The 26,645-nt window shown below is 70.8% G+C and carries 21 protein-coding genes and 1 pseudogene; 9 read left to right on the top strand and 13 right to left on the bottom strand.

Translation table 11 applies throughout. The features are described 5' to 3' along the window. Nucleotides 1-107 precede the first annotated feature (107 nt). Both ACFVYR_RS30105 and ACFVYR_RS30100 read right to left on the bottom strand, forming a co-directional pair. On the bottom strand, nucleotides 108-1,502 hold the full coding sequence (locus ACFVYR_RS30105) for an AMP-binding protein (protein ID WP_384256546.1): 1,395 nt from the start codon (nucleotides 1,500-1,502) through the stop codon (nucleotides 108-110). A 205-nt stretch (nucleotides 1,503-1,707) separates the two neighbouring features. Next, nucleotides 1,708-2,253 (bottom strand): MarR family winged helix-turn-helix transcriptional regulator, encoded by a 546-nt coding sequence (locus ACFVYR_RS30100; protein ID WP_384256598.1) that lies wholly within the window; start codon nucleotides 2,251-2,253, stop codon nucleotides 1,708-1,710. 152 nt (nucleotides 2,254-2,405) lie between these two features. Between ACFVYR_RS30100 and ACFVYR_RS30095 the strand changes: the two genes are divergently transcribed. From ACFVYR_RS30095 to ACFVYR_RS30085, 3 genes are all read left to right on the top strand, one after another. Next, complete coding sequence (locus ACFVYR_RS30095) at nucleotides 2,406-3,158, top strand: SDR family NAD(P)-dependent oxidoreductase (protein ID WP_384256544.1); 753 nt, start codon at nucleotides 2,406-2,408, stop codon at nucleotides 3,156-3,158. Nucleotides 3,159-3,339: 181 nt separating this feature from the next. Next, entirely contained in the window at nucleotides 3,340-3,855 is a 516-nt protein-coding gene (locus tag ACFVYR_RS30090) for a lytic polysaccharide monooxygenase auxiliary activity family 9 protein (RefSeq protein WP_384256541.1), read from the top strand. Nucleotides 3,856-4,106: 251 nt separating this feature from the next. Beyond that, entirely contained in the window at nucleotides 4,107-4,922 is an 816-nt protein-coding gene (locus ACFVYR_RS30085; RefSeq protein ID WP_384256539.1) for an SAM-dependent methyltransferase, read from the top strand. 45 nt (nucleotides 4,923-4,967) lie between these two features. On the opposite strand, the gene ACFVYR_RS30080 is transcribed toward ACFVYR_RS30085, so the two are convergent. After that, nucleotides 4,968-5,393 carry a pyridoxamine 5'-phosphate oxidase family protein gene (locus ACFVYR_RS30080; protein ID WP_384256536.1) on the bottom strand — a complete coding sequence of 142 codons (426 nt, stop codon included), beginning with the start codon at nucleotides 5,391-5,393 and terminating at the stop codon, nucleotides 4,968-4,970. Between the two features lie 558 nt (nucleotides 5,394-5,951). On the opposite strand from ACFVYR_RS30080, the gene ACFVYR_RS30075 reads away from it, so the two are divergent. The 4 genes from ACFVYR_RS30075 to ACFVYR_RS30060 all read left to right on the top strand — a co-directional run bounded on the left by ACFVYR_RS30075 (nucleotide 5,952) and on the right by ACFVYR_RS30060 (nucleotide 15,592). Continuing rightward, nucleotides 5,952-9,626 (top strand): hypothetical protein, encoded by a 3,675-nt coding sequence (locus ACFVYR_RS30075; protein ID WP_384256534.1) that lies wholly within the window; start codon nucleotides 5,952-5,954, stop codon nucleotides 9,624-9,626. A gap of 1 nt (nucleotide 9,627) precedes the next feature. After that, nucleotides 9,628-13,770, top strand: coding sequence for a hypothetical protein (locus ACFVYR_RS30070; RefSeq protein ID WP_384256531.1), 4,143 nt, complete (start codon nucleotides 9,628-9,630; stop codon nucleotides 13,768-13,770). 8 nt (nucleotides 13,771-13,778) lie between these two features. Continuing rightward, a complete protein-coding gene (locus ACFVYR_RS30065) occupies nucleotides 13,779-14,657 on the top strand; it encodes a hypothetical protein (RefSeq protein WP_384256529.1) in 879 nt (292 codons plus the stop codon). A gap of 113 nt (nucleotides 14,658-14,770) precedes the next feature. Then, nucleotides 14,771-15,592 (top strand): restriction endonuclease, encoded by an 822-nt coding sequence (locus ACFVYR_RS30060; protein ID WP_384256527.1) that lies wholly within the window; start codon nucleotides 14,771-14,773, stop codon nucleotides 15,590-15,592. 12 nt (nucleotides 15,593-15,604) lie between these two features. Here the strand turns inward: ACFVYR_RS30060 and ACFVYR_RS30055 are convergent, their stop codons facing one another. The 4 genes and pseudogenes from ACFVYR_RS30055 to ACFVYR_RS30040 form a co-directional block, all read right to left on the bottom strand. Next, nucleotides 15,605-16,291 carry a hypothetical protein gene (locus ACFVYR_RS30055; protein ID WP_384256605.1) on the bottom strand — a complete coding sequence of 229 codons (687 nt, stop codon included), beginning with the start codon at nucleotides 16,289-16,291 and terminating at the stop codon, nucleotides 15,605-15,607. Between the two features lie 153 nt (nucleotides 16,292-16,444). Beyond that, nucleotides 16,445-16,645: pseudogene (locus ACFVYR_RS30050) on the bottom strand (polysaccharide deacetylase family protein); the annotation flags it as partial. Nucleotides 16,646-16,995: 350 nt separating this feature from the next. Next, the gene (locus ACFVYR_RS30045) at nucleotides 16,996-17,409 is read right to left on the bottom strand and encodes a PRC-barrel domain-containing protein (RefSeq protein ID WP_384256524.1); all 414 of its coding nucleotides are present in this window, start codon (nucleotides 17,407-17,409) and stop codon (nucleotides 16,996-16,998) included. 170 nt (nucleotides 17,410-17,579) lie between these two features. Next, a complete protein-coding gene (locus ACFVYR_RS30040) occupies nucleotides 17,580-17,750 on the bottom strand; it encodes a DUF5670 family protein (RefSeq protein WP_384256522.1) in 171 nt (56 codons plus the stop codon). A gap of 247 nt (nucleotides 17,751-17,997) precedes the next feature. Between ACFVYR_RS30040 and ACFVYR_RS30035 the strand changes: the two genes are divergently transcribed. Further along, nucleotides 17,998-18,171 (top strand): CsbD family protein, encoded by a 174-nt coding sequence (locus ACFVYR_RS30035; RefSeq protein WP_384256519.1) that lies wholly within the window; start codon nucleotides 17,998-18,000, stop codon nucleotides 18,169-18,171. 98 nt (nucleotides 18,172-18,269) lie between these two features. Here ACFVYR_RS30035 and ACFVYR_RS30030 read toward each other — a convergent pair whose 3' ends face one another. From ACFVYR_RS30030 to ACFVYR_RS30010, 5 genes are all read right to left on the bottom strand, one after another. Then, a complete protein-coding gene (locus tag ACFVYR_RS30030) occupies nucleotides 18,270-18,629 on the bottom strand; it encodes a GNAT family N-acetyltransferase (protein WP_384256517.1) in 360 nt (119 codons plus the stop codon). After that, a complete protein-coding gene (locus tag ACFVYR_RS30025; RefSeq protein ID WP_384256515.1) occupies nucleotides 18,626-19,837 on the bottom strand; it encodes an acyltransferase family protein in 1,212 nt (403 codons plus the stop codon). The genes ACFVYR_RS30030 and ACFVYR_RS30025 overlap by 4 nt, the downstream gene beginning before the upstream one ends. Nucleotides 19,838-20,110: 273 nt before the next feature. Beyond that, entirely contained in the window at nucleotides 20,111-21,556 is a 1,446-nt protein-coding gene (gene argG, locus ACFVYR_RS30020; RefSeq protein ID WP_384256512.1) for an argininosuccinate synthase, read from the bottom strand. A 116-nt stretch (nucleotides 21,557-21,672) separates the two neighbouring features. Further along, the gene (locus ACFVYR_RS30015) at nucleotides 21,673-22,032 is read right to left on the bottom strand and encodes a hypothetical protein (protein WP_384256510.1); all 360 of its coding nucleotides are present in this window, start codon (nucleotides 22,030-22,032) and stop codon (nucleotides 21,673-21,675) included. 253 nt (nucleotides 22,033-22,285) lie between these two features. Continuing rightward, nucleotides 22,286-22,897, bottom strand: a complete 612-nt coding sequence (locus ACFVYR_RS30010) for a hypothetical protein (protein WP_384256508.1) — start codon at nucleotides 22,895-22,897, stop codon at nucleotides 22,286-22,288. Nucleotides 22,898-23,186: 289 nt separating this feature from the next. Between ACFVYR_RS30010 and ACFVYR_RS30005 the strand changes: the two genes are divergently transcribed. Continuing rightward, nucleotides 23,187-25,184 (top strand): hypothetical protein, encoded by a 1,998-nt coding sequence (locus tag ACFVYR_RS30005; protein WP_384256505.1) that lies wholly within the window; start codon nucleotides 23,187-23,189, stop codon nucleotides 25,182-25,184. Here ACFVYR_RS30005 and ACFVYR_RS30000 read toward each other — a convergent pair. After that, complete coding sequence (locus ACFVYR_RS30000; RefSeq protein WP_384256503.1) at nucleotides 25,181-26,593, bottom strand: MFS transporter; 1,413 nt, start codon at nucleotides 26,591-26,593, stop codon at nucleotides 25,181-25,183. The genes ACFVYR_RS30005 and ACFVYR_RS30000 overlap by 4 nt on opposite strands. Between the last annotated feature and the right edge of the window lie 52 nt (nucleotides 26,594-26,645).

The following is a 26,645-nucleotide window of genomic DNA, read 5'->3' as shown; positions in this document are numbered from 1 at the left end:
GCGAGCCCTGTTCGTGGGGCAAGCCAATTTCGGCCGGTCCCTGCTGCGGCTGTTGGGGGCAGGACATCGCTATCGCCGCGGTGTGGAGGAGGTCCGCTCGCCGCCCCTCAGAGACGGCCGGTCACCACTACGCTGCCGTCCGGCGTGTGCCGCGCAAGGTAGCCGGTGCGGAAGTATCCCTCGGGGGTGTAGGACCGTGCGTTGTGGTCGGGTGCGCGGTAGTAGCCCGGCGACGTGTAAGGGCCGCGGGCGAGGAGTTCGCCGGGGTCTCCGGCGGGCACATCCTTGCCGTCGGCGTCGACGAGGCGGATCTCGTCGTCCGGCGAGAGAGGGCGGCCCTGCGTGGCGAGCACGGTCTCGTCCGGATCGGCGGGCCTGGTGAGTATCAGCACTCCCTCGGCCATCGCGAAGACCTGCTGCAGACGGCACCCCAAGTCGGGAACCGATTCCGGGACCGCTCGTTCGGCGGTCGCCCGGTGCACGGGTGCGCCGCCGATCTGCATGAGGCGCAGGCTGCTCACGTCGGCCCGGGCCGTGGGCAGCGCGTCCACCCAGCTCTGGGCCATGGAGGGCGTCACCGAGGTGACGGTGACCCGCTCACGCTCTATGGCCGAGAGGCACTCGTGGGGCTCCGAGCTCTCGACCAGGACGACGGTCCCGCCGACGGAGAGCGTGCCCAGGATGCCGGGGCAGCCGAAGGCGAAGTTGGACTCGGCGGGCAACGGGATGAGGTGGACGTCGTCCCCGGTGAGCGACACCGGCTCGGCGGCGGCCCGCGCCTGGTAGGCGTAGTCGTTGTGGGTACGCGGAATGATCTTCAGCACTGCATCGAGGTCAGCTGTACCAAGTTCACGTGTATCGAGGTCATCGGAGAGCAGCAGCAACGCCACCTGCTCGGCGCCCCGCGCGTGCCCCCGCTCGGGCGGGGCGTCAACGGAACTCAGCGGGAAGTAGTGGCAGCCCACCGAGTCGACGGTGAGGCCGCCGTACTCGCCGTACGGGGATGAGGCGTCCGGCGGGACGTAGGTGAACACCCGCCGCAGAAACACCCCTTGGGCCGCGATGTCCGCGACCATCGCCGTGTGGTCGAACCCCGCGTACGTCGACGGGCCGACGTAGCCGACGGCCTCGGTGACCCGTACGAGGTGGGACACCACGGGCGCGCGGTGCGAGACCGGGCAGAACGCGGGGATCGCGCCGACGCGCATCAGCGCGAACACGGTCATGACGAACTCGGGGACGTTCGGCAGCTGGACGACGACGCGTTGTCCGGGGCGGATCCCGCGCAGTCGGAAGCCGGCGGCCATGCGGTCCACGCGCCGGTTCAGGGCCGCGTACGTGATGCGGGTGCTGCCGTGGACGAGGGCGGTGCGCGGGCCGTGCTGCAGGGCCCAGCCGCGCAGCAGGTTGTCCAGCGTTTGGCCACGCCAGTGTCCGGCCGCCCAGTAGCGGTCGACGAGCGCCTCGGGCCAGGGCGTGCAGCCGTCGAGTATGGATGCCATTCGCTTCACTCCTCTTGACCTGGTCACCCAAACCGCCGACACCTGCTGCACGCAATGCGCTGTACGGACCATGGTCGCCCGCTCCTCTCAGCAGAACGTCCAACGCGCCCAGCTGACCAGGAGAAACGATCGTTTCCCCAGCAATAGCGCAGCTCAGCACCGTGCACAGGAGCCGCGAGCCGCGGGCCCCAGGCCCCAGGCCCCGTCACTCAAGGCCCACCTGCGTGATCCGCTCGTCGCCGAGGCTTCGCTGGACGTCTGACAGGAGTACGCCGAGCAGCGCGGTCAATTGCTCCTGTTGCTCGGAGGTGAGGCCGCTGATCAAGTCGGCCTCCCTGCCGAGCACTTGATCCACCGTCGCCTCCACAAGTGCGTGGCCGGCTTCGGTGAGGGTCACCTCGACCGTACGGGGGCGGCCCTCTCCGGGACGGCGGACGACCAGGCCCTCGCGTTCGGCGCGGGCCACGCGCTGGGAGACGGCGCCCGCCGTGACCATGGAGCGGCGGCCCAGTTCGCGGGTGGTCAAGGTGTAGGGCGTACCACTGCGGCGCAGCACGCTGAGCAGGTCGAGGGTCGCGGTGTCCACACCCGCGCGGGCGAGGACCCGGCGCCGGTCGTCGCCGAAGAGTTTGGCCAGCTGCCAGATCGGCGTGACGATGCCGATCGACGTGGCCGGGGTGCCGGGGCGCTCGCGCTCCCAAGCGGCGGCGATGTCCCGTGCGGTGTACGTGGCGGCACCTTCCGACTCCACCTCTGCCCTTACCTCCGCCTCCGCCTCTATCTCCGCTCCAACTCCCGCTCCGGCGTCCGCTCCTGCTTCCACGATCTCTCTCCCCTCGCGCTCGCACCAGTGGTACGTTTAGCTCTAAATTTAGGCCTCAATGAGAATGCGGAGTTCAGCTTATGGCACGCACCGTCCTGATCACCGGCGGCGGCACAGGCATCGGCCGCGCGGCCGCCCGGCACTTCGCCGAGCGCGGCGACACCGTGTTCGTCACCGGCCGCCGGTCCGAACCGCTCGACCGCCTCGCCGCGGAGACCGGCGTACGGGGCCTGGTGTGCGATCACACCCGGCCCGAGGCGCTCACCTCCCTTCTCGCGGAGCTGCCGCGCCAGATCGACGTCCTCGTCAACAACGCCGGCGGAAACACCGACTTCGACGACGCTTCGGCACAGGATCTCGAACTCGGCGAGGAAGCCGACCTGGTCGCATACGCGCAGGCCTTCCGCGCCAACCTCGACGCGAACCTCGTCAGCGCCGCGCTGACCACCAGGGCCGTGGACAGTCGGCTCGCGGCCGGCGGAGCGGTCGTCCATATCGGGTCGATCGCCGCGAACCGAGGGTCCGGTTCCTACGGGGCGTACGGCGCCTCGAAGGCCGGGCTCTCCACCTGGAACCTCGATCTGGCACGTACGCTCGGGCCGCGCGACATCACCTGCAACGTCGTCGCACCCGGCTACATCGCGGACACCGAGTTCTTCCGGGGCCGCCTCCCGGACGAGAGGCGCGAGCAGCTCGTGGCCGCGACCGCGACGGGCCGCGCCGGGACGCCCGCGGACATCGCGGAAACGATCGCGTTCCTCGCCTCCCCCGGCGCACGACACATCACTGGGCAGGTGCTGCATGTCAACGGGGGCGCCTACACGACCCGTTGAGGCCCCCGGCCCACCGGACCACATGGCGTGAAACCGACCTTGACCGCGCCCCGCCAAAGTCTATGGTCCGGACTAATCGACAGTCATGAACATCTGGCCCCACGTTCATCCCCACCCCTCGCCCACACAAGAGCACTTCACGCTGCACACCCCCATGAAGCAATGCAGTGAAGGAGTACGCATGGACAAGAAGCGGAAGGTCGCCGCCGCGATCGGCGCAGGTCTGGCACCGATACTCGCCCTCACCCTGCCGACCGGGTCGGCCAGCGCGCACGGATACGTCAACGCACCGCCGAGCCGTCAGGCGCAATGCGCCTCGGGCACGGTGTCGTGCGGCGAGATCAAGTGGGAGCCACAGAGCGTCGAGGGCCCGAAGGGGCTGCGCAGTTGCAGTGGCGGCAACGCCAGGTTCGCGGACCTGGACAACGACAGCAAGGGCTGGCGCGTCAGCGACGTCAGCAGGACGCAGACCTTCACCTGGACGTTCACCGCACGCCACCGCACCGCGAACTACGAGTACTTCGTCGACGGCACGAAGGTCGCCACCATCGACGGCGGAAACCAGCAGCCGCCCGCGACCGTCACCCACCAGGTCAATCTCGGCAGCGCCACCGGCAGGCACAAGGTCCTCGCGGTGTGGAACATCGGCGACACCTCCAATGCCTTCTACGCGTGCATCGACGTCAACATCCGCTGAGCCGGGAGCGAAGCAGGGGCGAGGCAGAGAAAGTGCGGGCCGAAGTCAGACGTACAGGTAGAGGTGCAGGGGTAGAAGTAGCACCATGTCAGGGAAGCATCGCCCCCACCCGCACGCCGGGTGGGGGCCTCTCGACGTCCCGGAGCGACCTGTACGCCTCGAAAGCGCGAACTGGTGTGCGTCCCGCGCCGGTTGCGACGTAGGTTGTCCACGGAACAGTTCACGCCACGGTTGAAAGACGGACGGTACCCATGACCGACCCTGCCGCGACGCCCGGTTCAGCGGCGCGCCACAAGATCGACACGTCGGTGCCCCACTCGGCCCGGATCTGGAACTACTGGCTGGGCGGGAAGGACAACTACCCCGTCGACGAGGCCGCCGGTGACGCGTACAGCGCCGTGTTCCCCGGCATCGTCACCGTCGCCCGCAGCAGTCGCGCCTTCCTCCAGCGCAACATCACCCATCTGGTCACCGAGGCGGGCATCCGGCAGTTCCTGGACATCGGGACGGGCCTGCCGACCGTGGACAACACCCACGAGGTCGCCCAGCGGCTCGCCCCGCAGGCCAGGATCGTCTACGTCGACCACGACCCGATGGTCCTCACCCACGCCCGCGCCCTGCTCACCTCCACCCCGGAGGGGGCGACCGCCTACGTCGACGCCGACCTGTCCGACCCCGACCGCATCCTGGCTGCCGCCGCCAAGACGCTGGACCTCAGCCGGCCCACCGCGCTCATCCTCAGCAACATCCTGGGCCACATCGCCGACTACGACCAGGCACGCGCCATCGTCACCCGGCTGATGGAGGGGTTGCCGTCCGGCAGCTACCTCTCCGTCAACGACGGGTCGCGTGGGGTCGACGCCGCCTACGAGGAGGCCCAGGACGCCTACAACGCCTCCGGCGCGGTCCCGTACTTCCTGCGCCCCGTCGACCAGATCACTGCGTTCTTCGACGGCCTGGAACTCCTTGACCCCGGAGTCGTCTCGGTGCCCTTCTGGCGCCCGGGCCCCGCCTCCCCCACTCCTGAGCCCATCGGCGAACACGGCGGCCTCGCCCGCAAGCCGTGACACCCTGACCGCGGCCGACCGTTCGAAGACCGGCCCTGGGGTGCCTCAAACGGAGCCGAGGTCCGACGAGTACCAGCGTTCGGGCCGCAGGTAGTAGGCGACCTGCTCGCCGTGCTCCTTGGAGGCGAATTCCACGTACGACTCGACCTTCTCGGCCGGAAGGTAGCGCGCCGACATCTCCCTCAGGTGCTCGACGGTCCCCTCCTCGGTACGGACGACGGGGCCCTCCACGGAGACGTAGCGGATGGTCGGCTCCAGACGGTCGACCATCAGCGAGAAGCGTCCCGCGGCGGCGATGAGCTTTCCCTTCTTGGAATCGCGTCCGGTCATCACCCACAGCTCGCCGCCCGGGACGTACTGGTACCAGATCGGCAGCGTGAGCGGGGCCCGGCCCTCGCCCGCGTCCACGGCCAGGGCCCCGATGTGCGGTTCGGCCAGAAACTGCTCGCGCTCGTCGACACTGAGAGGCATTGCGGATCTCTTCCGTTGGCGGAGTGGTTCGGTCATCTTCCCCAACTCGCGCCCCACAGCGACTATTCCGCGCTGCCGCGCCCTCGCCTTGACGGCCCCACGACCACATTCACTCGTTCGAGTGATAGGGGGATGCTTCCGTACGGGTGTCGCGTGGGTCCGGGAGCCTAGGTGAGAGCCGTTGTGCGGACAGCGGGCAGGGGGCAGAGGCGTGGGAAACGCGGTCGCCACAAGCAGTAGGGATCTGCTGATACTTGGGGCCCTGCCGATACCTGGTGCCTCCGGCACCCACCGCACGAACCGCCCGGCCGTCTCCCTCCGCGACACCTCCGACGCCTCGTTCCGCTGAGGCCGGTGCAACGCCAGGCCTCTCCGGGGCCGGGCACCCACGAGGTCGGCATTTCCGAGATGGCGCTTCTGAGACCGGCGCCACGCGATACAGGACAGCCCATCCACCTCGTGCAGGCGCACTTCGGCCGCTTCTCGGGCCTGAGCCGCGTCCCTGCCGATCGAGGGATGGATCCGTGCTCCAAAGGATTCCCTTGACGGGAGAGTCAGATGGCCGCCTCCCCATCGCCTCAGCCGTACCGGCTACTGCGGGCGACCGACTTGTTGGACCTGCGTTTCACCTTCCTCGGGCTGCGTCTGGAGCGCCCACTCCTCGGCCCACGCCAGTTGGTCCGCAAGGACCCTGACCAACCGGCCTACCTGGTGGTCGCGTTCGGCCCTCAGCACGTCGCCGAACAGGCCTTCTTCGAACTGAGCCCCGGCCTGCCGGAAGCGGCCCCCTCCGGCAGCGAACCGCACAAGCCGCCACCCGTCGCCTCACGCATCGCCGGCCGCAGCCTTCTGGTGTTCACCGTCGCCGCCGGGACCGTCGTCGAGTACACCGAAGCAGGCCTGCTCACCGCCATGCGGACACTTCCGCTGCGAGTCGTGGACGCCGCCAGGGAGCCCGCACCGGCGGCCCGCTCCGCGCACGCCGTGACCGACCGGTCCCTCGACGTGTTCCAGGCGCTGCGACTGGCCCGGACAGCGGCGGAACTGGCCGCGCGGCACGGTCCGGACGGCCTCGCCGCCGACGAACTCTTCGCCGTGCCCGCACCGACGGCCGCCGCGGGCCCCGGCCCGGAGAACCCCTTGGCGGATGCCGCCGACCCGCGCACCGGCATCGAACTGCCGTACCGCCTGTTGCTGTCACCGCCGCCCACGGCGACATGGACGCACGCCGTCGAACTCCCCGACCCGGGCGACCGGGTCGAGCTCTGGCACACCAGGATGCCGGCCGGCCACGCCCGCGCGGTGTGGACCCGGGATCCCGGCTTCGATCCGGCCGTGCCGCGAGCACTGCCCGCCGGGGGCAACGAGTTCACCATGGCGATGGACCGCAAGGACCGTTCGTCGGTGGTGCATCTGAGCTCCAACCACAACCTGGCGGGCGACTTCAAACCCACCCCGCTCAGCGTCGAGCACCTCGTACTGTCCACCATGGGCGGCTGGCTCGACTCCTTCGGCCAGTGGGAGAGGCCCCCGGAAGGCTTCGACGTCACCCAGTGGCGGCACCGCGCCGCGCTGGGCCGGGATCACTACGTACGCGTCATGTATCGGGGCAGGCTGTGGCCGTTCGGGCATCTTGCGGACCTCGTCAAGGTCACCGAGCGGAAGTTCGACCACACGCGTCCGGACCGTGCCGCCTACCTCAACCAGCGGTTCTTCATCATGGTCCGCGAACCGGTGCGCGGCTACGGAGGGCCCGAGGAGAACGACGACCAGAAGCGGCTGCACCGGCTGTTCCCGTTCACCAGCGTCCGGCTGCTCACCCTGGTCACGCCCGATCTGCGGGAGCCGCAGACGATCCCCGGTCTGTCCTCCGCCGGCGGCGAGCCCAACGAGAAGCTCGCCTTCTTCCCGGTGTCCGCCGCCGAGGATCCCTTCCAGTTCCAGGTGAGCATGGTCGACCTCGCCGGCCGCCTGCTGGACTTCCGCACCCCGATGGCCTTCGTCGGCAAGCTGGTGCACGAGAACAAGGCCGATGTGCGGACCATCATCGACCACTACCGGAGCCTGTGCCCCGATCCGTCTCCGCAACCGCCCGACGCCGGTGATCCGGGCGTCCGGCGGGTCGTCGCGGATGTGCGCGGCCAGTCCCTCGCCTACGCGCCGAGCCGCAAGCCCGGTGACACGACGCTGTCCACCGGGCAGTTGGTCTGGGGCGCCGCGACCACCGATGCCATCCTCGCGCTCGACCCCACCGACCACCCCCGGTTCGTGCCGACGGTCCGCTGGGCGCGAGCGGTGGTCCCGGCGCTCTCCCAGTTCGGCGGCGGTTTCGGAGCCGACGGAACGCAGTCGGTGTTCTATCCCGAGCCGTACGTACGCAACGCCTTCTCCGAGGCGAACAAGGGCCAGGTGTTCGTCGAACTGGCCGAGCCCGTCGGTCTCACGTTCCGCGACGAAGGCCAGACGTCCGGCGCGCTCGCCCAGCCCAACTTCCCGGTCGCCGGGCTCTCCCGTCTCACCGGACCGGTCGCGGCCACCCGCACGGGCCCGCCGTCCGCGGCGGCGGACGGGCAGGCGGGCGCCGACCCGCTGGACAAGTGGGCCAAGCTCGCGCAGGGCAGGTTCAACCCCCTGGACTACTTCGGCGAACTGGCCGGCGCCAAGCTGTTCGGGATGTTCCCGCTCACCGACATCCTGAGCGAGATCGGCCTCGACAACCTCAAGGCGCCGAACTTCTTCACGGCGACGGTCGACGCGGTCACCGGCTTCCTCGGCGACCTCCTCGGACTGCGTGATCTGCTGACGTCCGTCGAGGAACAGTTCCCGGAGACCGTGGATCTGATCATCCGCGTGACCGACGCCGCGGCGGCCTTCGCACAGACCCTGGTGGAGTACATCATCAGCCAGCTGGCGGACTCGCCGGACCCCACCACCATCGAGGAGGTGGAGAACGCCTTCTACGGGTTCACCGACGCTCTCACCGCGCTGCGTGTCGGCCTGCCCGCGGGCGTGGTCACCGGTGTGCGACAGCTGCTCACCCGGATCGCCGAGCAGGCCGCCACCTGGGACAGCGCGGTCGGCCAGGCCCTCGCGCTGAAGAAGGCGGTCGAACTCGCCGCTGCCGGTGCCAAGCTGCCGGACGTCGTGAACTCGCGTCTGCAGTGGCAGCCCGACATCAAGGCCTGGACTCCCAACGAGCCGACGCCGACCAGGGCGGAGGACGCCGTGTTCTGGCCGACGGGCAAGCTGACGCTCGTCACCGACCTGCGCGGCTCGCTGCGCCCGGACGTGCCACAGGCCGCCGACGTCACATGCACCCTGGGCAAGTTCGACCTGCGCATGGTCCCCGGCTTCGACGCGATCGTGCTGCACTTCGACCAGATCCGGTTCAGCATGCGCGCCGGCCAGAAACCCGATGTCGAGGTCAAGTTCGGCGGCGTCGACTTCGTCGGCAACCTGGACTTCGTACAGACCCTGCGCAACATCATCCCGCTCGACGGGTTCAGTGATCCACCGGCGATCACGGTCGACGCATCCGGGATCCACGCCAACTACTCCATGCAGTTGCCGAGCGCGGCCATCGGCGTCTTCAGCCTGGAGAACCTCTCGCTCAACGCCGTTCTGTCGGTCCCCTTCATCGGGGACACCCCGCTCCAGGCCGGTTTCGCGTTCTGCCGCCGTGAGGCGCCCTTCCGCCTCACGGTGTCGATGCTGGGCGGCGGCGGCTACTTCGGGATCGTCCTGAATCCCCAGGAGATCGCCGTACTGGACGCCGCCATCGAGTTCGGGGCCGCCGTGTCCATGAACTTCGGGGTGGCCAGCGGCAGCCTTTCGGTGATGGCCGGGATCTACTTCCGGCTCGACCTGGCCCAGAACAGCGTGACCCTCGTCGGCTATCTCCGGGCGCGCGGCGAGGTCGACGTCCTCGGCATCGTCTCCGCATCCATCGAGCTCTACATGGAGCTCGGCTACAAGGACGGCTACGCGATCGGCCGGGCCACCCTGACGATCAGCATCGAGATCGGCTTCTTCGAGACGTCGGTGACGATCAGCTGCGAGCGGAAGTTCGCGGGCAGCGGCGCCCGCACCGCCGCGCTCGCGTCCGGCGCGGCCGAACCTGCCCTCGGCCCGCCCACGTTCGTGGATCTCATGTCCCCGTACGACGACCCGGTGACCGGTCTCCGCGTCGACCCGGTCTTCGACTACTGCACGGCGTTCGCGGAGGTGCGCTGACATGGACAGCATCCGATGGACCGTTCTCCCCGACGGCGTCGCCGACGCCGGCACCGTGCGCGTGTCCGTGCTCGTCAGCCCCACCCTGACCGGGATCAGTACGCTCGGGCAGTCCGCGTACTTCGCGAAGTGGCCGGAGCGGCTCGCCGCCCTGCTGCCCGCGCTCTGGCTGGAGTTCGACGGCCCGGCGGGCGCCATCGTCAAGGAACTGCGGCCGACCGGCCGCTACCCCGCCGCCGATCCCGTTCTGTGGCGGACCCTGTTCCACGACGACACCTACGTCCGGCCGCCGCAGAGTCCCCTGGCGCTCGCCGCCGAGGAACGCCGCACGCTGCGTTCGTATCCCGGGAAACTGGTGCACGACGAGGTCACCGGGGTGTACGAGGCGGTCGCGGTGTACACCACGCAGAGCAGGCTGCGCACCGAATGGGCGCGTGAGGAGCGGTTGCTGTGCGAGGAGCCGCCGACGGATCACCGCGGCTGGGAACTGCCCGCGCTGTTCCGGATGACCGACATGATCTCGGACCGGGTGCTGGATCTCGGCCGGGACCTCAAGCACGGGTACACGCTTGTGGAGGACGCCTTCGACCCGCACGGGGCCCGCGCCGCCGACGACGGCCACGAGCCCCGATACATGGACCGCACCAGCGACGTGTACACCGGCGACAACAAGCGGGTCCTGCCACTCGCCGAAGCCGCCCGCTTCTACGACCGGGGCAAACAACCGGCCTCGCTCGCCGAGGAGCCGACGCACCGGATCGACTTCCACGAGGCGTGCGGGCTGCTCGGCGACTATCCGGAGCTCCAACGCCGGTTCGGCCTCGTGCTCGACCTGGGTTTCGCGATGCCGGCCGGGGTCGCCGACGGAGCGAAGGTCCGCGTGCGCTTCGACGACCGCGTCGCCGACGCGGGCACGCTGAACGCTCCGGGCGCGCGCCCCTGGACGAAGATCCGTTTCACCCCGGGCAGCGTGTTCCAGGCGGCCGTCGAGGCCGGTGCCGTGATCAGCGAGCGCATGCTGAACCTCGGCGACCCCGAGACCTGGCACCTCACCGAACTCGACGTGGACGGCGCGGCCCTCAAGCACCTGGACTACGCCCGCTCGATCGCCGGTATGCAGCGCGGCGACCTGCCGTCGGGGCCGCAATCCGTGGCCCAACTGGTCTCGGGCACCGGCACACCGGCGGCCCGCGGCGCCGGGCTCACCCTCTTGCACACCGACCGCGACCGGCACCTGGCCGAACTCATCGGCGCCGACGTCGGACGCCGGGTCGCCGCCGAAGCGGCCGTCCTGACGGCGATGGACCTGGTGCGCGGGTACCGCGTGGACATCGGACTCGTCGACGCGGCCAGCGGCCGGGTCGCGCAGTGGCGCTCGCTGCTGCGGCGCCGGGGCCGCTACACCGTTCGCCGCCCCGGGCAACAGCCCGTCGAGATCCAGGTCCGCCCGGACGAGGGTCTCGTACGGGCCAGTACGGTCACCGTCGACGCGGCCGACGACCGCCAGCTCTACGGGCATCAGGCCGTGTTCGGCTGGCACGGCTGGAGCCTCGCCGCTCCGCGCCCCGGCCGGACCATCGGTCTGGAGGACCAGTTGGAGGCGCCCGATCCGTCGGTGTCGCCGGACGTGCCGCTGTCCACCACGTTCGCCGCTGAGCCCGGCTCGCTGCCCGCCCTGCGCTTCGGCCACACGTACCGCATGCGTGCCAGGGTCGTCGACCTGGCCGGCAACGGCCTCGACCACACGGCGACCACACCGGACGCCGTCCACTCCGACGCCCTCACCTACGGCCGCTGGGAGCCGGTCCCGCAACCCGTGGTGCTGCCGCTCCTGCCCTTCAACGAGGGCGAGTCCACCGAGCGCCTGGTCATCCGCAGCACGGTCACCGACGACGGCAGGGAGATCTCCACCGACGAGTACGCCGCGCGGCACTCGAACGTCCCCGACCACGAGGCGCATTCGGAGGTGGACGATCTGGACCGGCGGTACAAGCCGGTCTCGGAGCGGCACGTGGCACCGCCGAAGACCGCCCTGCAGATGGCCGAGGAACACGGTGTGTTCGACGCCGTGTTCGGCGCGGACAAGCCCGGTCGGCTCCGCGAGGAGTACGTCACCGTCGCGTCCCGGGAGTGCGGGTCCTTCCTGGACACCAAGGTGCGGGACCCGGAGTGGCCGTACCGCGAGCACGACCTGCTGCGGTCGGGCGACATCCACATCGCCAAGCACGACGTGCACGATCCGCTGCCGGTCACCACGCTTCCCCTCCCCCGGCGCGGGGGCGAGTTGAAGCAGGGCGAGTTCGTGGTGCACAGCGCCGACCAGCTGATCCTGCCCTACCTCCCGGACGTCATGGCCGAGGGCGTCATGCTGCGCGGTCTGCCCGGTGACACGGAGAACCGCAAGATCCCGTTCCCGGGCCCGTGGCCGCAGGCCAAGCCGTTCAAGCTGCGCGTCAGGGAGGGCGACGGGGAACCGCACTGGCACGATGGACTCCTTGAGCGGGTGCTCGAGGTGTTCCTCACCAAGGGTGAGATCGCCACGGTCCGGCTGAGCTGCTACGTCGACGCGCGCAAGCTGCCGCTGCTGCGGCAGTGGAGCCTGCTGACCGCTTCGCCGTTCTGGGCCGGTCTTTCCGCGCAGGACAAGGACTTCGTCACACGGGCGAGCGCCGACGGCGAGAACTGGATGCTCACCCCGTGGACCGAACTGACGCTGGTCCACGCGGTGGAGAAGCCCGTCCACCGCCCCGAGCTCGCCGGCCTCGTCTCCTTCCGCACGGCCGAGCAGACCGCGGCACAGCTGACGGGAACGCTGAGCAGTCATGCCGCGAGCAGCGGTCACGTCGAGTTGGACGCGCACTGGAGCGAGTGGCTGGACGACGTCACCCGGCCCGCGCCCCAGCGCATCGAGGGGCACACGCACCTCGAGGACATCACCCTGGCCTACACCGCGGACGAGGAGGCCGTCGGCCGCACGCACGAGTTCGGCGACACCAGGCATCGCGACGTCCGCTACACCCCGACCGCCGTCACCCGGTTCCGCGAGTACTTCCACCCGAGCCTCACCGAGGAGCGGGTCAACGTCACCCGCGTCGGTCCGGCCGCCGCTCCCCTGGCCGTTCCCAGTTCGCGCAGGCCCGAGCCGCCGGCGGTGGCGTACGTCGTGCCGACGTTCCGCTGGCAGCGCTCGGTCGACAGCGAGAACGACACCGTCACCCGGCGGCGCCGGCCCGCAGGACTCCGCGTCTACCTGAAGCGTCCCTGGTTCTCCTCGGGGGACGACGAGATGCTCGCCGTGCTCCTCGACCCGGGCGGCACGAGCGTCCCGGACGCCTCCGCCGACACCTTCTTCACCCGCTGGGGCGTGGACCCCGTCTGGTCCGACACCACGGTCCTGCCAAGCCCTTCCGCCGCGCACTTCCCGAACGCGGCGCGGAGCCTCACGGGCCTGCGCCTCGCGGAGTCGCCCGACACGGCGCCGGTCGCGGTCGACGCGGTCGCCTTCGCTCCGACGTACCACTCCGAGCGACGGCTGTGGTTCGTCGACATCGACGTGGACTTCGCGAACGCGTCGGCCACCGGCACGGCGTACTTCCCGTACGTGCGGCTCGCCCTGGCCCGCTACCAGCCGTACTCGGTCGATCCGCTGCACCTGTCGAAGGTGGAGCGGGCGGAGTTCGCACAGCTCGTCCCGCCGCGTACGGTCGTCGGCCGTCGTGAGGGCAACAAGCTGACCGTCCGTCTTTCGGGACCCGCGACCTACAACGAACTCGGTGAGCTCAGCGGCGCGGGCGCGGTCGCCGCGGCGGCCAGCCGCCGGGTCGTCGTGAGCGTGCAGAGCCGGGCGAGCCTGCAGGAGGACGAGATGGACTGGAAGGAGGTGGGCCAGCCGGTGGAGCTGACCTGCACGGCCGACGGTGGCTCCTTCGCCTGGGCCGGTGGCATCGCCGCCCCGGCAGGCCAGCTTCTCACCTCCTACCGGCTCCTCGTGCAGGAGTACGAGCTCTACCGCACCGACAAGGACACGGCCACGGACACCGTCACCGTGAACGGCACCGCGGTGCCTGCGGCCCGCCGTCTGGTGCACGCCGACTACTTCGGCCTGATCGTCGGCCTGCTCGGCCGGATCGACTTCGAGCTCTAGGAGCCAGGATGTCTGGACGTCCGTTCACCTACTGCCTGATGGCGGTCCTGTTGGCCCTGTCGTGGTGCTCCCCGGCGTCCGCCGCGCCGGCGAGCAGATTCAACGACCCGCAGCCGCACCGCGGCGGCGCCGAGTACCAAGTGACCCTGAGCGGGGATACGTTCGCCTGCTCGTCGGGGTTCGCCGTACGCAGGGTGGAGGACGGAAAGCGCGCCATGACCTCCGCGGGCCACTGCACCAACGGCCGGATCGGCGTGGACGCCACCTCGGGAGAATTCCGGTTCGGCACGTTCGTGCGGGCCTTCTACGACAACGAAGTCGACGCGGCGCTGCTCAGCGGTACGCGCATCAAGCCCCAGGTGTACGCCCCGACCCTCTGGACGGACGGCGGCCCGCCCGGCACACCGGTCGCCCGCCGGGTGCTCGGATCCTCGGACGCGCCTGTCGTCGGCCAGAAGGTGTGCCTCACCGGGAAGGTCACCAAGCTGGTCTGCGATGTCGAGGTGTACTCGCTCACCAATGGTGAATCGTGCGAGGAGGGACCGCACCGGTGCACGAGGGGACTGGTCCTCGCGGGGAAGGAAGGGGTGGACATCGTGCACGAGGGCGACTCCGGCTCCCCGGTGTTCGTGCCGGTCGACACCGAGATCGACGGGCACAAGGTGTACGGCGCGATGCTCATCGGCATGTTGATCGGCGGCGGCCCCCGCCAGGAGCACGGGCCCGAGGACCTGGTGGTGTTCCACACCGTGAAGCAGGTCGAGTGCGCGCTGAACGTCCGGGTGCTGACCACGGCCGGTGCGGAATCGGGGGACCCGACGCCACCGCCTGGCCGGACGGACTGCGCGGCGCCGGTCCCCCCTCTTCTCCCTCTCAAGGGCCGGTGAGGCTGTTATGAGTTGCCGCTGACGGGGCGCGGGCGCCACCTTGTCGATCATGGATTGCGCCGTTCGGGGCACTTGTCGCTCGAACAGGTTCATGACGACACGGAGGAGGCCCCGTGCTGATACGGGACAGCAAAGGCGGTTCGGGCCGGGCCGGGGTGACGGGGGCCCTGTCCGGGCCGGTCGTGATCCTGGCTCTCATCGGCGCCGTGCTCTGCGCCGCCATCCTGCTCTTCGTGCGTTTCGCCCACTGGGCGGGGGCGCATCCGCTCGCCGCCGCTCTCCTGGGGTTGCTGGCCGTTCCGGTGCTGTACGTCCTGCTGCGCGCGATGCCGAGGGCACGGGAACTGCGCCGCGCCGCCCGCGAAGGGATGGCCCAGGCCGACCGCGAACTGGCCGAGGCGGCGCGGGCCGAGGGCTCTCCCGCGCCCCTGACGCCCGCCGGAACCGAGGCATCCGCTCTCCTGGACCCCACCGTCCCCGCCGCTGCCGTCGAGGCGCAGGACGGACGCACCGCCGTACTCCCCCCGCCCGTCCCCGACTTCACGGCCCTCGACCCCGACGGCTTCGAGGCCGCCGTCGCCGCGCTGTGCGAACGGGACGGCTGCCGTGAGATCGAGGTCGTCGGTGGCGCGGGCGATCTCGGCGCCGACGTGCTGGCCATCGCGCCCGACGGCCGACGGGTCGTCGTGCAGTGCAAGCAGTACGGCCCGACGAACAAGGTCGGCTCTCAGGACCTCCAGCGCTTCGGCGGCACCTGCTGGACCGTACACGGAGCGCAGCTGGCCGCCGTGGTGACCACCAGTCAGTTCACCGAGCCCGCCCGGGAGTACGCGGACTCGTGCGGCATCCGCTGCGTGGACGGCGAGTCGCTCACCGCGTGGGCGGAGGGCTCGGGGCCGGCGCCTTGGGGTCCCGCGATGGTGGACGGCGTCTGAGAGCCTGTGTCCTCAACGCGGCGGGAAGCCGACGAGGGCGATCATGTTCGCGTACGCCGCCGCGGGTTTGCGGTGCTGGGCCGACCAGGCGGTGACGACGGAACGAGCCGCTTTCGCCCAGTCATGTGCGTCCTCGGGGCGGCGGTACAGGCGGACGGTCAGGTCCGGCGGGTGTGCCGCGCCCGTGTTGTGGAAGCGGTTCAGGCGACTGCGGAGCTTGCTCTTGGAGGGGTGCAGGAGCGCGTCCCCGACCAGATCGGTGGTGCGTACGACGACGTCGGGGTAGGTGGAATCGTCCTGTGGGACCGCGGATGACCAGGGGTGGTCCGCCATCGGCCGGAAGCCCGCGTCGGCGACGAGGACGGCCGCGTCGTCGGGGCGGACGTGTTTGAGGTGGACCGGGGCGGCGGAATGGCTTGCCAGGCGGTGGGCGAGGGCGGCGACCGTGGAGGGGACCTGCTCGCCGGTCGGGCGGACGAGGACGTAGCCGGGGCCGTGCCGGCCGATCCCGATGAGCGTGGCGGCGCCCAGGTACTTGTGGCCGCATCCTTGGCCGCGGCATGCCTGGGTGACGTAGCTCCAGCTGTTGGCGTAGGAGGCCAGGGGCCAGTCCGCGCGCAGGAACTCCCGGTACAGCCACTGGTCGCGCGTGCCGTCGATGGGGCTGACTCCGGCCAGGCCTGTCGTCGCCGGGTTCATCGCGGTGACTCCGGCGCGATGAGGTCTTCGGGCGGGGCGGGCGCGGAGGGCGGCGTCAGGAGTGACTCGGCGAGCTGGTCGGCCCGTGCGAAGCGCACGTCCGGCAGGGCGAGGGCGAACTCGATGAACTGTTCCAGCCTGTCGCTGTGCGGTCCGCGAAAGCCCGGCCGGGGAACGGTGGGTGTGGCCGTGCACGGCGATCTCGTGCCCGCGCCCCGCCACGTCTTCCACCACTCGCGGCCAGGAGAGTGCCGTGGCCCCGGGTACGAAGAACGTGGCGGGAAGGGCGTAGCGGTCCAGCAGGTCGAGGATTCTCGGCACACCCACGCGCGGGCCATATGCCTGGTGGGACATGGTGGACAGGTGTCGGCGGTAGTGAGCGCCGTGCGGCAGGACGGCGGATTCCCCGTCGACGTCCACGCTGATCACCACGACGGCCGACGCACCCTGCCGCCAGTCGCCGGTCGGGCCGAGGGCCGAGGCCTGGGGCTCAGCGGGGAAGAGCAATTCGGGCGTCTGTCCCGTTATGCGGCAGGCGTATGCGTCACCTTTGGGGCAGGTCATTCGGGTGACGGTTCCGCTCGCCTCAGGGCCGGGGCCGAACGCGCCGGGGCCGGACCGCTTGCTCGCGGTCCGGCCCCGGTCTCTTCTGCGATCTGTCTTCCGCCTCTCCTCATCGGAGGGCGGCGTCGACCCGTTCCCGCTCAGAAGGTGGCAGGACCGGGGTGCCTCGGGCCCGCGCCGGGCGTGCCCGGGGAGCCGGGGGTGTTCGGCCCGTGCGAGTGGTAGTACGAGCCGATCTGGTCGTGGTAGTTCGCGTCACCGAGGTGCTTGTTCTTGTCGAACTCCGGGGCGTTCTTGATCTCGTCCTTGGTGCGCGCCACCCGGATCGTCTTCGCCTCGGCGTCGATCCCGATGATGGTGCCCGCGGGCAGCAGGACCTCCTTGCCGAAGATCCACACACCGGTGTCCACGACGATGTACTGCGAGTCCACGTCCTGCGAGTGCTTGTCCACCTTGCCGATGTGGCCGTCCGTGGCCTCGACCTTGTAGCCCGTCAGGTCGGCGTCAGGAGTGTGACCAGCATTGGCCGGGTAGTTCCAGATGTTCTCGGTCATGGTGGTACCTCCGTACTCAAGTCGCTTGCGGTCGGTCGGTGCGGGGCCGCACCGTGCGTCCTTTCCGGCGACACCCCCCGACTGTCCGACACGGACATCACTAAACGGATGCCGGCGAACGAGGGTCGGTGGGTGCGCCGCCGTGCGCCGTCTTCAGCCAACGGCGGGTGTCACCACCGGTACCAGCGTCCCTTGCGGCCGCCGCTCGCCGTCGGACGGATCACGAAGCCCAGCAGCCACACCACGAGCAGGATGACCGCGATCCACCAGAGCGCCTTCAGTGCGAAGCCCGCGCCGAAGAGGATCAGAGCCAGAAGAAGAACCAGAATCAGGGGAACCATCGTTATCGACCTCCTGGCGATCATGTGCTCCCAATGGCTCCCCACAAACACGCATAAGTCGTGTTTCTTTCACATTGTGCAGGGCATGTGACCGGCCGCCTGCGCCCGCTGGAGTGCCCCGTTCCGCTCCGGTCATGTCTGGTGACGCGATCTCCATGCGATCTCCGGAACGATGTTTGCGATCCCGCTGAGCGGCCAGGCGAATCAACAGCAGTTGATGTCGACGCCAAGGGAGCGTGAGCGGATCATGACCGCCAACGAGAAGGCCAAGGGCAAGACCGAGCAGGCCACCGGCGCCGCCAAGGAAGCCGCGGGACGTGCCGTCGGCAACGAACGCCTCACTGCCAAGGGCCGTGCGGAGCGCATGCAGGGCGATGCCCGCCAGGCCAAGGAGAAGGTCAAGGACATCGGTAAGCGCTAATCGACGGAGCACCGGTTCGGCCGGTCGGTCGAAGCGCGTGTCGCCGGGTGGGGCGGACTCCTTGTGAGGGGTCCGCCCCACCCGTGTCGGGACTCCCTTCAGGCCTCCATGTGCGGGCAACGCACCCCGCTGGGCGGGAAGGCGGTCTCCAGCTCGTCCTCTATGGCGGCGAAGAATCGCTTGCCCTCGGCGGACTGGCGTGACGTGGACCAGGCGTAGCCCGTGCACGCGGCCAGGGCCGTGTGCAGCGCGTGGCGCCCGAGGCCCAGGCCCTGCCAGTGCGTGGCGACGGCGACGTTGCCGATGTATCCGGTCCGGCAGGGGTGGCAGACCTGGTACTCCAGGCAGCCCACCGGCCGGTCGGCGGGGTCGAGGATCGTGAGCGCCTGGCGGCCCGCGGGCAGCGTCTCGACGACGTGCTCGAAGTGAACGGCGGGCGGCCGGGCCGGGCGGCTCACGCGGCTCTTCCGCCGTGTCCGCGGCCCTTGGCGAGCGTGGCGGCGTCCTGCCGGAACGCCCACTCCAGCTTCGGTTCCATCGCGAACCGGAACATCCGCTGCACCGGCGGTGTGCACAACAGCGTGATCACTGCCCCGGCCACGAGCGTCACGGTGACCTCACCGAGCGGCCGGTGGAGCCAGTCGGCCCCGTACCAGCCCCAGAAGCGGGAGCCCTTGGCCAGGAAGCCGTGCAGGAGGTAGCCGTAGAGCGTGCCGGCGCCCAGCACCGTGACCCACAGCTTGCGCCCCGGCACCCACGCGAAGAAGCAGGCGACCAGGGCCAGGGAGCAGCCGAACATCGCGAGCGTCATGACACCGCCCGACCAGCCGGGACCGGCCAGCTCCTGGGCGCTGTCGCGACGGTAGAACCATGCCGCGCTCATCCGGGGCGCCGCCCAGTAGGCGAAGACCAGCGCGGCGGCGAAGACCGGGAGCGCCAGGATCCGCGCCTCACGGCGGCGTACCAGCTGGAAGTGCTCGGGCTTCAGGGTGAGGCCGAGGACGAAGAAGGGCAGGAACTGCAGTACGCGCTGCAGGTCGAGGTCGTCGCCGATGTCCGGGGAGACGGAGGCGAGGGCGGCGATGGCGAGCGCGATCGGCAGCGGCCACCGCACGGCCTTCCAGACCGGGGTCGTGAGCCGCCAGATGAAGAGTGCGGCCAGGAACCAGGTCAGGTACCAGGGATCGAGCAGGCTGATGGGGTGGTCCGGGTCGCCGCCCGCCCACCTCTTGAAGAACGTGTACGCGACTTCGAAGATCACGTAGGGGACGGCGATCCCGGTGATCAGGCGTCTGATTCGGTTCGGGCTCGCGTCGAAACCGCGGGAGAAGTAGCCGGAGATGACGATGAACGCCGGCATGTGGAAGGTGTAGACGGTGAGGTAGAGCGCGGCGGCGGCTCTGCTGTCCCCGCGCAGCGGTTCCCACGCGTGCCCCATGGCGACGAGGACGATCGCCAGGTACTTGGCGTTGTCGAAGAACGCGTCGCGGCGCTTGGCCGGTGGCGCGGACGGGGCCGCTGCCGCGCTGGGAGCGCCCGTGCCTTCGGCGGTGTGCGCGGGGCTTCGGCCAGGGCCCGCGTTCCGGGGCGGAGCCGGTCCCGTGGTCGGCCGCCGAGGAGGGAGCGGCATCGTCTGGCGGCCTGTCGGCCGTGTCGGCTCCTGCAAGGTGCCTCCCGCAGTCAACTTGGGCCTGCGAGGCCGCCTTCTGCGCGAGATGCGGGTGGCGCGGCGTCGCAGTACGTCTGCGGCACCCTAGCCATACTTCTACAGTCGCGTAAAACCCCTCCGGTCTCAGGTTCACCCGTTCGAGGCAGGCGCCGCACGGCGATCCGGTCCGCCGGTGGCGGAGAGATACGGAAGAGGCCGGTTCGGCGCCGTAGGCGTCGAACCGGCCTCTCGCCGAGGCGCGGCGTCGGGATCGTCCCCGGCGAGGACGGGTCAGTCCGTGCCGAACTCCATCGCGGCGCGGTCCAGCATCTCGTCGTCCTCGGACACCTCGCCGCGGGAGGCGATGGCCTGCGCGCCGCCCTCCGGCATCGTGCCGATCAGGCCGGTCGCGGCCGCCTGGGCGGCGCCGATGGAGGTGTCGGACGTGCCGATCAGGCCGAGGCCCGCGTACTGCTCCAGCTTGGCGCGCGAGTCGGCGATGTCGAGGTTGCGCATGGTGAGCTGGCCGATCCGGTCGACCGGGCCGAAGGCCGAGTCCTCGGTGCGCTCCATGGACAGCTTGTCCGGGTGGTAGCTGAACGCGGGCCCGGTCGTGTCGAGGATCGAGTAGTCCTCGCCGCGCCGCAGCCGCAGGGTGACCTCGCCGGTGACGGCGGCGCCGACCCAGCGCTGCAGCGATTCGCGGACCATCAGGGCCTGCGGGTCCAGCCAGCGTCCCTCGTACATCAGCCGGCCGAGGCGGCGTCCCTCGTTGTGGTACTGGGCGAGGGTGTCCTCGTTGTGGATCGCGTTCACCAGGCGCTCGTACGCGGCGTGCAGCAGGGCCATGCCGGGCGCCTCGTAGATGCCGCGGCTCTTGGCCTCGATGATCCGGTTCTCGATCTGGTCCGACATGCCCATGCCGTGGCGGCCGCCGATGGCGTTGGCCTCCATCACCAGGTCGACGGCGGAGGAGAACTCCTTGCCGTTGATCGTCACGGGGCGCCCCTGGTCGAAGCCGATCGTGACGTCTTCGGTGGGGATCTCGACCGACGGGTCCCAGAAGCGGACGCCCATGATGGGCTCGACCGTCTCCACACCCGTGTCGAGGTGCTCCAGGGTCTTAGCCTCGTGGGTGGCGCCCCAGATGTTGGCGTCGGTGGAGTAGGCCTTCTCCGTGCTGTCCCGGTAGGGCAGCTCGTGGGCGAGCAGCCACTCCGACATCTCCTTGCGGCCGCCGAGCTCGGTCACGAAGTCGGCGTCCAGCCAGGGCTTGTAGATCCGCAGCTTCGGGTTGGCCAGCAGGCCGTACCGGTAGAACCGCTCGATGTCGTTGCCCTTGAACGTCGAGCCGTCGCCCCAGATCTGGACGTCGTCCTCCAGCATCGCCCGCACGAGCAGCGTGCCCGTGACGGCGCGGCCGAGCGGCGTGGTGTTGAAGTACGCGCGACCGCCCGAGCGGATGTGGAACGCGCCGCAGGTGAGCGCGGCCAGGCCCTCCTCCACGAGCGCCGCACGGCAGTCGACCAGGCGCGCGATCTCGGCGCCGTAGGTCTTGGCGCGGCCGGGCACCGAGGCGATATCGGGCTCGTCGTACTGCCCGATGTCGGCGGTGTAGGTGCACGGGACGGCGCCCTTGTCGCGCATCCACGCGACCGCGACGGAGGTGTCGAGACCGCCCGAGAAGGCGATGCCGACGCGCTCGCCGGCGGGAAGGGAGGTGAGGACCTTAGACATAGGAAGAGTATGCATCATCGCGCATGGTCATGCAAAGGTGGTCTGAGTGGGCCGGTCCGCGTCGGCGGAGGCGCGACGAGGTGAGGCTCGTGCGAGCAAGCGAGCCCGACGGGGCGTCAGCGCGTCCCGTCGAACGGGGTGAGGCGGCGGTACGCGGCCCGGGCGTACCGCACCCGGGCTGTCGCGGTGCCGATGAGGGCGGCGGCCAGCAAGCACGCCACCCAACCCGGGTCCCGGTGGCCGGCCCAGGAGAGCTCCCCGGTGGGGTGGGTGGCGAAGACGTTCAGCAGCGCCCAGCACAGGAGGGCAGTTCCCGGCGCCGCGACGAAGCGGCCGAGCGTACTGAGGAGTGCGGCGAGTACGGACAGTGCCGCGAGGGCGAGGCCGGTGCGGTCGAGCGCGCCGAGCAGATCGAACGTGATGACCAGCACGAGGGAGCCCGAGCAGGCCGTCGTCCAGACGAACGGTGTGGCCATGGGCTCAGGGACGGCCCTTGCCCCCTTGGCGATGTACCGCCACTCCAGCACCGTCGGTTCCTCCCCACCACCGGGCGCCGGGGACGACTCCCGCCCCCGGCCTCACCCCGGCCAAATCCTCGCGCGACGGCACCGGCGCGCCGGTGAGGGCGCACGGGTGCGGCCGCGTCGGCCGATTGTCCCATTCCTGCACGGGAATGCCGAGGTCGGTACCGGCGCCGTCGCACACGGCGGATCCGGCCGGGGCCGGGTGTCAGTAGAGCTTGTTGACGGCCGTGGCGGTGGTGGTCTTGAAGTCGGCGACCTGGGCGTCGGCGAAGCCGCCCATCTGCCCCCACTGCACGAGCGTCACCGTCCTGCCGTCGCGGCCCACCGAGAACATGTTGATGTCGGATGCGCCCCAGGTCGCGCTGGTGTGGACGCCGTAGACGTGGGCGCCCTCCTCGACGTTCACCTTGCCGTAGTACTTCTGCTCCGCGGTGATGTCGGGGTTCTGCTTCATGACCGTCTTCGCGCAGCCGTCGAGGTCCTTGCGGAGCAGGGCGGCGAAGTCCTTGGCCCGCTGCGTGTCGCGCTCGACGACGGTCACCTGCAGCGCGCTGGTGTCGAGGTCGGTGCGGTAGGCGCGGTGCACCGAGATCGACGGCAGGGCCTCGCCGACGCACATCGGCAGCGGGTCGGGCTGCCCGGCCGTCACCGGACCGGCGGTCCACTGCGACGAGGCGTGCGGCGGCAGTTCGGCCGGGGCCAGGAACTGGGGCGTACCGGCCGCCGCGGCGGGCACCGTACCGACCGCGACACCCACCACAGCCAGCGCGGCACCCATCGCCAGCAGTCCGTTGTTCACACGCGTGTTCGTCTTCATTGTCTCCCCCAACTCATTTGGCCGACTTGCTCGTTCGAGCGGACGACGCCGCCCTTGATTCCCACGCCTCATACGACCCGCGACCTTACGGACTCGTTGCCCTCGCCCACGTCACAGCTCTGTCTTACGTGTCACCGAACGGCAACAGGGGGCACTGCGCGAAGGCTCGCCCCGCCGTCACGCCTCTGTGACGGCGCCCGCCGTTCCCCGGCTGTGACCATCGCAGGATTCACTCGTTTGACGGAGGTCAGGACGGAACGTCGTCAGCCTTCGGAAGGCGCTTTGACCGATGAGCACATCGCAACGGCCGCGCCGGGTGAAGAGGGCCGAGCCGGTGGTTCTCGAACATGCCGAGGCCGTCATCGTCGACCAGTACACCCGGCTCGTACGCCTCGCCTACCTCACCCTGCCCAGTGCCCTCAGTCGGCACCGGCGCGTCCTGATCGCCCATGCTCTAGTGCAGCGCGCGCTGCCCGGCTTCCGGGCGCGGCACGCGTCGGCGGGGATTCCGCTGCCGAGGGCGGGCGGCGCGAGGGCCGGGGCGCGGGGGCCCGGCAGGACCGGGGCGGCGTGGGTGACGGCGCGAGTGGTGGGCGCGGCGCTCGCACATGAGCGTCGGCCGCGCGGGTGGCCGAACCGGCTGCCGCCGCCCGGGGCGCTGCGCCTCACGTTGCCCCTCGTCTGGGGGCTGCGTCTGTTTCCCCGCGCCGGCGGCGCCGAGGAGATCGCGCTCGCGCAGCTCCTGTCGGAGGTTTCCGCGCCCGCCCGCGCGGCGTTCGTCCTGTGCAGACTCGACGGACTGCCCCGCACCGAGGTCGTGCACCTGCTCTTCAGCGCCGGTGTGTCCGAGCCGCAGGAAGCGCTGGATGCCGCCTGCCGTTTGGAGGAGCGGGCGGGCGACGCGGCAGGGGCTCTGCTGCGCTCGCAGGAGTTCGACGCCTGTTCCGTCCAGACCCGTCCCACCGATCTGCTGCGCCGCCGACGCCGGTTCCGTCTTCTCTGGTGCGCCACGGGAATCGCCGCCATCAGCTGCGCGGCACTGGCGTCGCTCGGCTCCGCCCCCGGCAACGAGCCGTCCCGGCGCCCCGCCGGGCGCCCCGCGATCAGCGCCGACGCACTGCTCCGCACCTCCTCCGGCACCTGGGCCGACACCTCACGGGTGGACTTCACCGCGTGGCCCGCGCGCGGCTCCCGCGTGGACGACCGCGCCCTGCTCACCCGTGCGCTCGCCACCTGGACCGATCCGCCGCGCGGCACCCGCGTCGGCGCAGCCGCGGCCACCACCACCGAACCACCGCCCAGGACCACACAGTTGCTGTACGCCGATGTCGTGGGCCGGAACGCGGTCGTACTGTTCCACGACGGCCGCCGCGTCGTCCGCTACACCGAGCCGCTCACCGCGTCGACGCCCGCGTCCCTGGACTTCTCGCGCGCCGACGACTCCGACGTGACCACCGCGGCGGCGCTCGCCGTCAGCCGTGGGAACGGCGAGGTCCGCTACCTCACCGCCCCATGGATCGCGGAGGCCCGGACCCGCGACCTGCTGCGCCCCGACGCGCCCGGCCACCCCCTCACCGTCTCCGGCGACGGCCTCCTGGAGGCGGTCGACGTACCGTCGGCCGCGGGCTCCTGCATCGCCCTGCCGGTGCTCCAACTGCGCTCGTCGAAAAGGATCGTGGAGAAGCATGCCTTCCTCGTCACCGACCTGGGCGGTCTCTCCCCGGCGCACCTCAGCTACACGCCGCCGCCGGGCACCGGCGCCCCGGCCCGCCAGCCGCGCGAGGCCACCAGCGGCGCGGCGCTGCTGAGCTGGGCCCACGGCGCGTGTCGTCTCTCCGATCTGCGCGGGAGCGGGGTGCGGGCGGTCAATCAGTGGGACTTCGCCGAGCAGGAACTGCCCGAGGACGGCGGCCGGGCCGTGTGGTCCTGCACCCGCGCCGCGACCTGGCGGGGCACCGGCAGCGTGCTGCTCCAGTTCCGTACGTCCGCAGGGTCAGCGACGGCGCCGGCGAAGGTCGTCGGGCGGGCCCGTTCGACGGCCGCCTGCAGCCGGTTCGGCCAGCATGTCGTGGCCAGTACCCGCTGGACGGCCCGCTCGGGGCACCGGTTCCTCCTCGCCGCGGGCAGCCGCGAGGTCACCCGGATCTCCGTGACCGGCACGGTCGACGCGGAGAAGCGCGGCCGTCTCCTGGCGGTCCGGGCGCCCAAGGACGCGCGGGTGACGGTACGGGCACGTCTGGCGAGCGGCGAGGAAGTGGCTGAAGTGGGGCGCGCCGACGGGCCCTAGCGTGCGCCCGCCGCATGACCCGGGGCGGGCCAGCGCGGGTGCCGGGCGTCGATGACGTAGTCGTGCGCGTGCTGCCAGCCGTGCGGCCCGGCGTGGGCGTCGGCGAGGTGGGGGTCGCCCGCGGGCAGGGTGCTGTGGAAGTGGATGAGGCGGGCCGGGTCGTGGGCGGGCCACAGCACGAGCGCCGTGGTCGCGGCGGTGAGCGCGACCCCGGCGAGCGTCGCGGCGGCCGTGCTCGTGCTGGCGGTGGAGCCCAGCCAGCCCGCGAGCGGATAGGTGAACAGCCAGCAGCCATGGGTGAGGGCGAACCTCGCGGCGAACGCGGCGGGCAGGTCGGCGGGTGCGGCCGAGCGGCGGATCAGCCTGCCCGCGGGGGTCAGCACCATGGAGGTGCCGATGCCGAGGAGGGCCCAGGCGAGCAGCAGTCCGCCCCAGGGCCCGACCCCGTAGATACCGTGGGTCCCGCGGCTCCCGTCCATTGCGTACTTTCCATACGTTCCGTACGCGAGTCCCGCGGCGTATACGGCGAGGACGGCGCCGAGCCCGAACCCGGCGGGCAGCATCACCGCGCGGTCCCCGAACCGCTCCAGAGCCCGTGGCAGGACGAGGGCGGTCGCCACGGAACCGGCCCCGAACGCACCCAGCGCCAGTGATACGTCGCCCGCGCCGCGGTGCAGGTGGTCGCGGACGAGTACGACGGTGTTGACGATGACCAGGGAGCCGGCGGCAGCCGCGGCGAGGTCGAGCGCGAGCAGGGCACGCAACCGGGGCGTGGCCCAGCACAGGCGGATGCCGAACGTCGCTTTGGCGTAGCCTCCGCCGACGCGCTCCACGGGGCGCGGTGTCGGCAGGACGACCGACATGACCAGCGTCGCGGAGGCGAGGAAGCCGAGGGCGGTACCGGCGAAGAGCCAGTTGTAGGTGATCAGCGCGAGCAGTACGGCGGCGAGCGCCGGGCTGAGCAGGCTCTCCACTTCGTAGGCGAGTCGCGAGAGAGTGAGGGCGCGGAGGTAGTCGCGCTCGGCGGGCAGGATTTCGGGAATGGTCGCCTGGAAGGTGGGCGTGAAGGCGGCCGAGGCGGCCTGCAGCAGGAAGATCAGGACGTAGACCTGCCCCACGTGGTTCACGAACGGCAGGGCGAGCGCGATCCCCGCCCGGGTGAGGTCCATCGCCACCAACAGGGCGCGGCGCGGCAGGCGTTCGGTGAAGGCGCCGATCAGCGGGGTGAGGCCCACATAGGCCACCATCTTGATCGCGAGTGCGGTGCCGAGAACCGCGGAGGCGTCCGCGCCCGCGAGGTCGTACGCCAGCAGGCTGAGGGCCACGGTCGCCAGGCCCGTGCCGGTCAGGGCCAGGGCCTGAGCGGTGAACAGGCGGCGGTAGGTGCGGTTGTGGAGCACTGAACGCATGACGGCGTCCCCTGGGTCGGCGGCCCGGACACCACAACGTTAGACGACACGT

Origin of the sequence: Streptomyces sp. NPDC058284 (genome assembly GCF_042881135.1) — a bacterium.
Classification (GTDB): domain Bacteria; phylum Actinomycetota; class Actinomycetes; order Streptomycetales; family Streptomycetaceae; genus Streptomyces.
The sequence above is the reverse complement of the archived record's forward strand: the minus strand, read 5'-3'. Positions and strand labels throughout refer to the sequence as shown.